At 69.5% G+C, this 9,433-nt stretch carries 7 protein-coding genes; 6 read left to right on the top strand and 1 reads right to left on the bottom strand.

The features are described 5' to 3' along the window. Positions 1-885: helix-turn-helix domain-containing protein (locus FNH08_RS35420; protein WP_152775626.1), on the bottom strand; the 885-nt coding region annotated here is incomplete at its 3' end. Positions 886-1,105: 220 nt separating this feature from the next. On the opposite strand from FNH08_RS35420, the gene tkt reads away from it, so the two are divergent. The 6 genes from tkt to gnd are packed head-to-tail and all read left to right on the top strand — an operon-like array spanning position 1,106 to position 9,407. Next, positions 1,106-3,181 (top strand): transketolase, encoded by a 2,076-nt coding sequence (tkt, locus tag FNH08_RS35425; protein ID WP_152775627.1) that lies wholly within the window; start codon positions 1,106-1,108, stop codon positions 3,179-3,181. A 19-nt stretch (positions 3,182-3,200) separates the two neighbouring features. Then, complete coding sequence (gene tal, locus FNH08_RS35430; protein WP_152775628.1) at positions 3,201-4,358, top strand: transaldolase; 1,158 nt, start codon at positions 3,201-3,203, stop codon at positions 4,356-4,358. Further along, on the top strand, positions 4,355-5,935 hold the full coding sequence (gene zwf / locus FNH08_RS35435; RefSeq protein WP_152775629.1) for a glucose-6-phosphate dehydrogenase: 1,581 nt from the start codon (positions 4,355-4,357) through the stop codon (positions 5,933-5,935). The genes tal and zwf overlap by 4 nt, the downstream gene beginning before the upstream one ends. After that, positions 5,932-6,870, top strand: a complete 939-nt coding sequence (gene opcA, locus FNH08_RS35440) for a glucose-6-phosphate dehydrogenase assembly protein OpcA (protein ID WP_152775630.1) — start codon at positions 5,932-5,934, stop codon at positions 6,868-6,870. Before zwf ends, opcA begins: the two co-directional genes overlap by 4 nt. Beyond that, positions 6,863-8,527, top strand: a complete 1,665-nt coding sequence (gene pgi / locus FNH08_RS35445) for a glucose-6-phosphate isomerase (protein ID WP_152775631.1) — start codon at positions 6,863-6,865, stop codon at positions 8,525-8,527. Before opcA ends, pgi begins: the two co-directional genes overlap by 8 nt. Position 8,528: 1 nt before the next feature. Further along, positions 8,529-9,407: a phosphogluconate dehydrogenase (NAD(+)-dependent, decarboxylating) gene (gene gnd, locus FNH08_RS35450; RefSeq protein ID WP_152775632.1), complete on the top strand. Its 879-nt coding sequence runs from the start codon at positions 8,529-8,531 to the stop codon at positions 9,405-9,407. Positions 9,408-9,433 lie beyond the last annotated feature (26 nt).

The raw sequence follows: 9,433 nt of genomic DNA on the forward strand, positions 1-9,433 counted from the left end.
CCGCAACTCCGCCCGAAACCCCACCGGAGTAACCCCCGTGTGCAACTGGAAGAACTTGGAGAAGTTGGCCGAGTCGGGAAACCCCACAGCGGCTCCGACACGCCCGATCGGCATGTCCGTGTGGGCCAGCAGCCGCTTGGCCTCCAGAACGACCCGCTTGTCGATGAAGCCCTTGGGTGTCTGACCCGTGGCGGCGCGAACAGCGCGCACCAGCGTACGACGGGAGTAACCGAGCGCGTCGGCGTACGCGCTGACGCTGTGGTTGGCCGCGAACCCCTTCTCGACGGCCTCCCGGAAACGGGTGAAGGTGGTGTCGGCGTACAGGCGCTCGGCTTCCGCCGAGCCGGCCGCGAGGTGGGACAGGCGGAGCAGGAACGCCGTCAGGGAGTGCCGCAGTACCGCGGTGTGCAGGCTGAGCGGGAGGGTCTCGGTGTCGGTGTACTCACGTTCCAACTGGTCGAGAGAGTGCCGCAGAGCGGCGAGTTGGGCCGCGTCCGGGCGCAGAAGGGGCGGCAGGTCATAGCGGTAGAGGCCGGTCGCCTCGACGGTGGCTCGCGGGAGGAAGCCGGGCTGCATGATCAGCACGGTCCCGCGGTACCCGGCCGTGCGGGAGAAGCGGTGGACCTGGCCGGGGCGGATCCACAACAGGTCGCCGTCGGCGGCCTCGTACTCGGCGAAGTCGATCATGTGGGTCACGGGGCCGCCGCCGAACAGCATGACCACGTGGAAGTCGATGCGGTGCACGCGCTCCAGCGGTACGTCCGGGTGCCAGGTGCGGTCCGGGTCCATACGGCCGACCTGCATGCCGACGCCGGAGAGGCTGAGGTCGACGGGGAAGGGAAACGTCTTGATCCCATCACCATCCGGGGAGGTTCTGTGCGCCATGTCCCTCTCACTGCGGCTCGGCCCTACGGCGTCTGCGTCTGCGTCTGCGTCTGCGTCTGCGTCTGCGTCTGCCGAGCAGTCTGCCCTGAAGGCCGCCCTGAGGTCGCTGTCCCACTTTCACCGAAGACTGACACAGACAGACCTTCCCCCGTAAAAGTCAGACTTTTAGTTTTGAAGACGAACCGGCCATGGCAACCCGCTCTGTGAGGACTTCTTGAAGATGAGTACGCAGACAACCGACCGCTTCGAGTGGACCGACCTCGACCGCCGTGCCGTCGACACCGCCCGGCTCCTCGCGGCCGACGCCGTGCAGAAGGTCGGCAACGGCCACCCGGGCACCGCGATGAGCCTCGCACCGGCCGCGTACACCCTCTTTCAGAAGGTGATGCGGCACGACCCCGCCGACCCCGAGTGGACCGGCCGCGACCGCTTCGTGCTCTCCCCCGGCCACACCTCCCTCACGCTTTACACCCAGCTCTTCCTCGCCGGGTACGAGCTGGAGCTGGACGATCTGAAGGCGTTCCGCACGCACGGGTCCAAGACACCCGGTCACCCCGAGTACGGGCACACGGCGGGCGTCGAAACCACCACCGGCCCGCTCGGCCAGGGCGTCGCCAACGCGGTGGGCATGGCGATGGCCGCCCGCTACGAGCGCGGCCTGTTCGACCCGGACGCCCCCGAGGGCGAGTCCCCCTTCGACCACACCGTCTGGGCGATCGTCTCGGACGGCGACCTGGAGGAGGGCATCTCCGCCGAGGCGTCCTCCCTCGCGGGCCACCAGAAGCTCGGCAACCTGGTCTTCCTCTACGACGACAACCACATCTCCATCGAGGGCGACACCGCGACCGCGTTCTCCGAGGACGTGCTGAAGCGGTACGAGGCGTACGGCTGGCACGTCCAGCGGATCGAGCCCGCCTTCAACGGCGACATCGACGTCCACGAGCTCCACGACGCGCTCAGGGCCGCGCAGGCCGAGACCGCGCGCCCCTCGATCATCGCCATGCGCACGATCATCGCCTGGCCCGCGCCGGACGCCCAGAACACCGAGGCCGCGCACGGCTCGGCGCTCGGCGAGGACGAGGTAGCCGCCACCAAGCGCGTCCTCGGTTTCAACCCGGACGAGACGTTCCAGGTCGCGGACGAGGTACTGGCGCACACACGGCAGGCCCTCGACCGGGGTGCCGAGGCGCACGTCGCCTGGGGCAAGCAGCTCGACGAGTGGCGCAGCACCACCCCCGAACGCGCGCAGTTGTTCGACCGGGTGGTCGCGGGCCGGCTGCCCGAGGGCTGGGAGCAGGCGCTGCCGGCCTTCGAGGAGGGAGCCTCCGTCGCCACGCGTGCCGCGTCCGGCAAGGTGCTGCAGGCGCTCGGCGCGGTGATCCCCGAGCTGTGGGGCGGCTCGGCCGACCTGGCCGGCTCCAACAACACCACCATCGACAAGACGAGTTCGTTCCTCCCGGCCGGCAACCCGCTGCCCGAGGCGAACCCTTACGGCCGCACGATCCACTTCGGCATCCGCGAGCACTCCATGGCCGCGGAGATGAACGGCATCGCGCTGCACGGCAACACCCGCATCTACGGCGGCACGTTCCTCGTCTTCTCCGACTACATGCGCAACGCCGTACGCCTGTCCGCGCTGATGCAGCTCCCGGTGACGTACGTGTGGACGCACGACTCCATCGGCCTGGGCGAGGACGGCCCCACCCACCAGCCGATCGAGCACCTCGCCTCGCTGCGCGCCATCCCGGGCCTGAACGTCGTCCGCCCGGCCGACGCCAACGAGACCGCCATCGCCTGGGCCGAGATCCTCAGGCGGCACACCACCCACCCGGCCCCGCACGGCCTCGCGCTGACCCGTCAGGGCGTGCCCACGTACGCCCCCAACCCCGCTGCGGCGAAGGGGGGTTACGTCCTCCAGGACTCCTCGACCGGGACGCCGGACGTGGTCCTGATCGCCACCGGTTCCGAGGTCCAGCTCGCCGTCGCCGCGCGCGAGCGGCTGGAGGCCGAGGGGGTCGGTACGCGGGTGGTGTCGATGCCGTCCGTGGAGTGGTTCGAGGAGCAGCCGCGCGCGTACCGCGAGAGCGTGCTGCCGCCGGACGTGAAGGCCCGCGTCGCGGTCGAGGCGGGTATCGGGCTCACCTGGCACCGGTTCGTCGGTGACGCCGGGCGGATCGTCTCGCTGGAGCACTTCGGCGCCTCCGCCGATGCCAAGACCCTGTTCGCCGAGTACGGCTTCACCCCCGAGAACGTCGTCGCCGCCGCCAAGGAATCTCTCGCGGCCGTCCGCGGTTGACGCGAGCGCCTGAAGGAAGATGATCACTGTGACCACCGAAGCAAGCGCGGCGACCACAGCCGCGGAACCTCTCAAGCGCCTCTCCGACGAAGGCGTGTCCATCTGGCTCGACGACCTCTCCCGCGAGCGCATCACCTCCGGCAACCTCGCCGAACTCATCGAGAAGAAGCACGTGGTGGGTGTCACCACCAACCCGTCCATCTTCCAGGCCGCGATCGGCTCCGGTGAGGGTTACGAGGAGCAGCTCGCCGGTCTGGCCGTACGCGGTGTGACGGTCGACGAGGCGGTACGGATGATGACGACCGCCGACGTCCGCGCCGCCGCCGACGTCCTCCGTCCGGTGTACGACGCGACCTCCGGCCGCGACGGCCGGGTCTCCATCGAGGTGGACCCGCGCCTGGCGCACAACACGGCCGCGACGATCGCCGAGGCCCAGCAGCTCGCCTGGCTGGTGGACCGCCCGAACGTCATGATCAAGATTCCGGCGACGAAGGCCGGCATCCCGGCGATCACCGAGGTCATCGGCCTCGGCATCAGCGTCAACGTGACGCTGATCTTCTCGCTGGAGCGTTACCGCGAGGTCATGGACGCCTACCTCACCGGTCTGGAGAAGGCGCAGGCGGCCGGCCTCGACCTGTCCGCCATCCACTCCGTCGCCTCCTTCTTCGTCTCCCGCGTCGACACGGAGGTCGACAAGCGGCTGACGAAGCTCGGCACCGACGAGGCCCTCGCTCTCAGGGGCAGGGCGGCCCTCGCCAACGCCCGACTCGCCTACGAGGCGTACGAGGAGGTGTTCGGCTCTGACCGCTGGACCGCGCTGGTCCCGACGGGCGCCCACAAGCAGCGTCCGCTGTGGGCCTCCACGGGCGTGAAGGACCCGGCGTACAAGGACACGCTGTACGTCGACGAGCTGGTCGCTCCGGGCACGGTCAACACCATGCCGGAGGCCACGCTGAACGCCACGGCCGAGCGCGGCGCCGTCAAGGGCGACACGGTGTCCGGGGGCTACGCCCAGGCGCGGGCCGACCTGTCGGCCGTGGAGGCGCTCGGGATTCCGTACGACGAGGTCGTGAAGCTGTTGGAGGACGAGGGCGTGGCGAAGTTCGCGGTGGCCTGGCAGGAGCTGCTGGGCGCGGTCGCCAAGTCCTTGAGCAGGAAGGGAGTTGACGGGGAATGAGCGACGAGGTTCTCACCGGGACCGGGACCGGAGCCGCTGGGAACGCGGCCGAGGAGTACGGGTCCAACCCCCTCCGTGACCCTCGCGACCGCCGTCTCCCCCGCGTCGCGGGCCCCTCGGGCCTGGTCATCTTCGGAGTGACGGGTGACCTGTCCCGCAAGAAGCTGATGCCGGCCGTGTACGACCTGGCCAACCGCGGACTGCTGCCGCCGGGCTTCTCGCTCGTCGGGTTCGCGCGCCGCGACTGGGAGGACCAGGACTTCGCGCAGGTGGTGCACGACGCGGTGCGCGAGCACGCCCGTACGGAGTTCCGTGAGGAGGTCTGGACGCAGCTCGCCGAGGGCATGCGGTTCGTACCGGGCGACTTCGACGACGACGACGCGTTCAAGCAACTGCGCGATGCGGTCGAGGAGTTGGACGCCTCCCGCGGCACCGGAGGCAACTTCGCCTTCTACCTCTCCGTTCCGCCGAGGTTCTTCCCGAAGGTCGCCCAGCAGTTGAAGAAGCACGGTCTGGCGGACGCTCCGGAGGGTTCCTGGCGGCGTGCGGTCATCGAGAAGCCGTTCGGCCACGACCTGGCCAGTGCCCGGGAGCTGAACGCGATCGTGCACGAGGTGTTCGACCCGGAGCAGGTGTTCCGCATCGACCACTACCTCGGCAAGGAGACCGTCCAGAACATACTGGCGCTGCGCTTCGCGAACCAGATGTACGAGCCGATCTGGAACAGGTCGTACGTCGACCACGTCCAGATCACGATGGCCGAGGACATCGGCATCGGTGGCCGCGCCGGCTACTACGACGGCATCGGATCGGCCCGGGACGTCATCCAGAACCATCTGCTCCAGCTCCTGGCGCTGACCGCGATGGAGGAGCCCATCGCCTTCGACGCCGAGTCGCTGCTCACCGAGAAGCTCAAGGTCCTGAAGTCCGTGCGGCTGCCGGAGGACCTCGGGGCGCACACCGTGCGCGGTCAGTACGCGCCCGGCTGGCAGGGCGGGGCGAAGGTGCCCGGGTACCTCCAGGAGGAGGGCATCGCGCCGACGTCGCGGACCGACACGTACGCGGCGGTCAAGCTGGAGGTCGACAACCGGCGCTGGGCGGGCGTCCCCTTCTATCTGCGGACCGGCAAGCGCCTGGGCCGCCGGGTGACGGAGATCGCCGTGGTCTTCCAGCGCGCGCCCCACTCGCCCTTCGACTCCACCGCCACCGAGGAGCTCGGCGCGAACGCGATCGTCTTCCGCGTCCAGCCCGACGAGGGCATGACCGTACGCTTCGGGTCCAAGGTGCCGGGTACCTCGATGGAGATCCGGGACGTGTCCATGGACTTCGCGTACGGCGAGTCGTTCACGGAGTCCAGCCCGGAGGCGTACGAACGCCTGATCCTGGATGTACTGCTCGGTGACGCCAACCTCTTCCCCCGCCACCAGGAGGTGGAGGAGTCCTGGAAGATCCTCGACCCGATCGAGGAGTACTGGGACCGCAACGGCAGGCCGGCGCAGTACGCCTCGGGCTCCTGGGGGCCCGAGGAAGCCGACGAGATGCTCGCACGAGACGGACGGAGCTGGCGCAGGCCATGAAGATCGACCTCACCGACACCACGGCAAGCAAGATCAACAAGGCGCTCGTACAGGGACGCCGGGCCATCGGCACTCCCGCCGTGGGCATGGTCCTCACGATGGTCATCGTGACCGACGAGGAGAACGCCTACGACTCGATCAAGGCCGCCGAGGAGGCCTCGCACGAGCACCCCTCGCGCACCCTGGTCGTCATCAAGCGGCACGCCCGCACCCCGCGCGACCGCACCAGGGCCCACCTGGACGCCGAGGTCCGCGTGGGCGCCGACGCGGGCACCGGTGAAACGGTCATCCTGCGGATGTACGGCGAGGTGTCCGACCACGCCGACTCCGTGGTCCTGCCGCTGCTGCTGCCCGACGCGCCGGTCGTCGTCTGGTGGCCGGTGAACGCGCCCGACGTGCCCGCGAAGGACCCGCTCGGGGCCCTGGCCCAACGCCGGATCACCGACATGTACGCCGTCGAGGCGCCCATCGCCGCGCTGGAGCAGCGGGTCACCTCGTACGCGCCGGGCGACACCGACCTTGCCTGGACCCGGCTCACTCCGTGGCGCTCGATGCTGGCCGCCGCGCTCGACCAGGCCCGGGCGAGGATCATCTCGGCGGCTGTCGAGAGCGAGGCCGACAACCCGAGCGCCGAGCTGCTGGCCCGCTGGCTGGAGGCGCGGCTGGGCGTTTCGGTCGAGCGGGTGATCACCGCCGGGCCGGTCGTCACCGGTGTTCGCCTCGGCACCGAGAAGGGCGAGATCGTCATCGACCGCCCCGAGGGCCCGCTGGCCACGCTCACCCTGCCGGACCAGCCGGCGCGCACCCTCGCCCTGAAGGTGCGCCCCACCTCCGAGCTGATCGCCGAGGAACTGCGCCGCCTCGACGCGGACGAGATGTACGCCGTCGCCCTGCGCGGCGAGGGCACCGCCAAGGAGACCGCCGCCCATGTCTGACGTCCCCAAGCCCACCCTGCGCCCCGAGTGGACCGCGCTGCAGGACCACCGCGCGGACGTGATGCTCCACCCCGACCTGCGCGAACTGTTCGCGGCGGACCCGGGCCGCGCCGAGCGCTACACCGTACGCGTGGGCGACCTCCACATCGACTACTCCAAGCACCTGATCAACGACGAGACCCTCGCCCTCCTCCAGGAACTGGCCACCGCGACGGACGTGTTCGGCCTCCGGGACGCCATGTTCCGCGGCGAGAGGATCAACGTCACCGAGAACCGTGCCGTCCTCCACACGGCTCTGCGCGCCCCGCGGGACGCCGTGATCGAGGTCGACGGCGAGAACGTGGTGCCGCGTGTGCACGCCGTGCTCGACAAGATGAGCGCGTTCGCGGACCGGGTCCGCTCCGGCGAGTGGACCGGCCACACCGGCAGGCGCATCAGGAACGTCGTCAACATCGGCATCGGCGGCTCGGACCTGGGCCCGGCGATGGCGTATGAGGCGCTGCGGCCCTTCACGGCACGCGACCTGACGTTCCGTTTCGTGTCGAACGTGGACGGTGCCGACCTCCACGAGGCGGTACGGGACCTGGACCCTGCCGAGACGCTGTTCATCGTGGCGTCCAAGACGTTCACGACGATCGAGACGATCACGAACGCGACGTCGGCCCGTTCCTGGCTGCTGGCCGGTCTGGGCGGCGAGGAGAAGGCGGTCGCCCGGCACTTCGTGGCGCTGTCGACGAACGCCGAGAAGGTCACCGGCTTCGGGATCGACCCGGACAACATGTTCGAGTTCTGGGACTGGGTCGGCGGACGGTACTCGTTCGACTCGGCGATCGGGCTGTCGCTGATGGTCGCGATCGGCCCTGACCGCTTCCGAGAGCTGCTGGACGGCTTCAGGACGGTCGACAAGCACTTCCTGAACGCACCGGCCGAGTCGAACGCCCCTTTGCTGCTGGGCCTGTTGGGCATCTGGTACGACAACTTCTTCGACGCCCAGTCGCACGCCGTGCTGCCGTACAGCCACTACCTGTCCAGGTTCACGGCCTACCTCCAGCAGCTGGACATGGAGTCCAACGGCAAGTCGGTGGACCGGGACGGGCATCCGGTGGAGTGGCAGACGGGTCCGGTGGTGTGGGGCACACCGGGGACGAACGGCCAGCACGCCTACTACCAACTGCTGCACCAGGGCACGAAGCTGATCCCGGCCGACCTGATCGGTTTCGCCCGCCCGGTGGAGGAACTAGGGGACGAACTCGCCGCGCAGCACGACCTGTTGATGGCGAACCTGTTCGCGCAGGGCCAGGCGCTCGCCTTCGGCAAGACGGCCGAGGAGGTACGGGCGGAGGGGGTGCCCGAGGAGCAGGTGGCGCACCGCACGTTCCGCGGCAACCGCCCGACGACGACCGTCCTGGCCAAGGGGTTGACCCCGTCGGTGCTGGGTCAGCTCATCGCCCTCTACGAGCACAAGGTGTTCGTCCAGGGAGCCGTCTGGAACATCGACTCCTTCGACCAATGGGGCGTCGAGCTGGGCAAGGTCCTGGCGAAGCGCGTGGAGCCGGCGCTGACGGAGGGCGCTGCCATCCCCGGTCTCGACGCCTCGACGGCCTCTCTGGTGGCCACCTACCGCAGTCTTCGAAACGATCTGGGAGAAGTGAACTGAGATGCAGCTCGGACTCATCGGCCTCGGCAAGATGGGCGGCAACATGCGCGAGCGGATCCGCCGCGCGGGCCACACCGTCGTCGGCTACGACCGCAATCCCGACGTCTCCGACGTGAGCAGCCTCCAGGAACTCGTGGAGAGGCTGGAGGGCCCGCGTGTGGTGTGGGTGATGGTGCCCGCGGGCGGCCCCACGCAGTCGGTCGTCGACGAGCTGGCCGGCCTCCTGTCGCCCGGCGACACGGTCGTCGACGGCGGCAACTCGCGCTGGACGGACGACGAGAAGCACGCCGAGCAACTGGCCGAGTACGGGATCGGTTTCGTGGACGCGGGTGTCTCCGGCGGGGTCTGGGGCCTGGAGAACGGCTATGCGCTGATGGTCGGCGGTGACAAGGAGCACGTGGAACGGCTCCACCCGATCTTCGAGGCGCTCAAGCCGGAGGGGCCGTACGGGTACGTCCACGCGGGCAGGGTGGGCGCCGGGCACTTCGCGAAGATGGTCCACAACGGGATCGAGTACGCGATGATGCAGGCCTACGCCGAGGGGTGGGAGCTGCTGGAGAAGGTGGACTCCGTGACCTCCGTCCGCGAGGTGTTCCGCTCCTGGCAGGAGGGGACGGTCATCCGCTCCTGGCTCCTCGACCTCGCGGTCAACGCGCTCGACGAGGACGAGCACCTGGAGAAGTTGCGCGGGTACGCGGAGGACTCGGGTGAGGGGCGATGGACCGTGGAGGCCGCCATCGACAACTCGGTGCCGTTGCCGGCGATCACCGCGTCGCTGTTCGCCCGGTTCGCCTCGCGGCAGGACGACTCTCCCCAGATGAAGCTGATCGCTGCGCTGCGGAACCAGTTCGGGGGGCATGCGGTGGAGTCGTCCAAGTAGGGTTCCTCGCCCCCGCCGCCCCTACC

The organism is Streptomyces spongiae, assembly GCF_009377185.1.
GTDB lineage: Bacteria > Actinomycetota > Actinomycetes > Streptomycetales > Streptomycetaceae > Streptomyces > Streptomyces spongiae.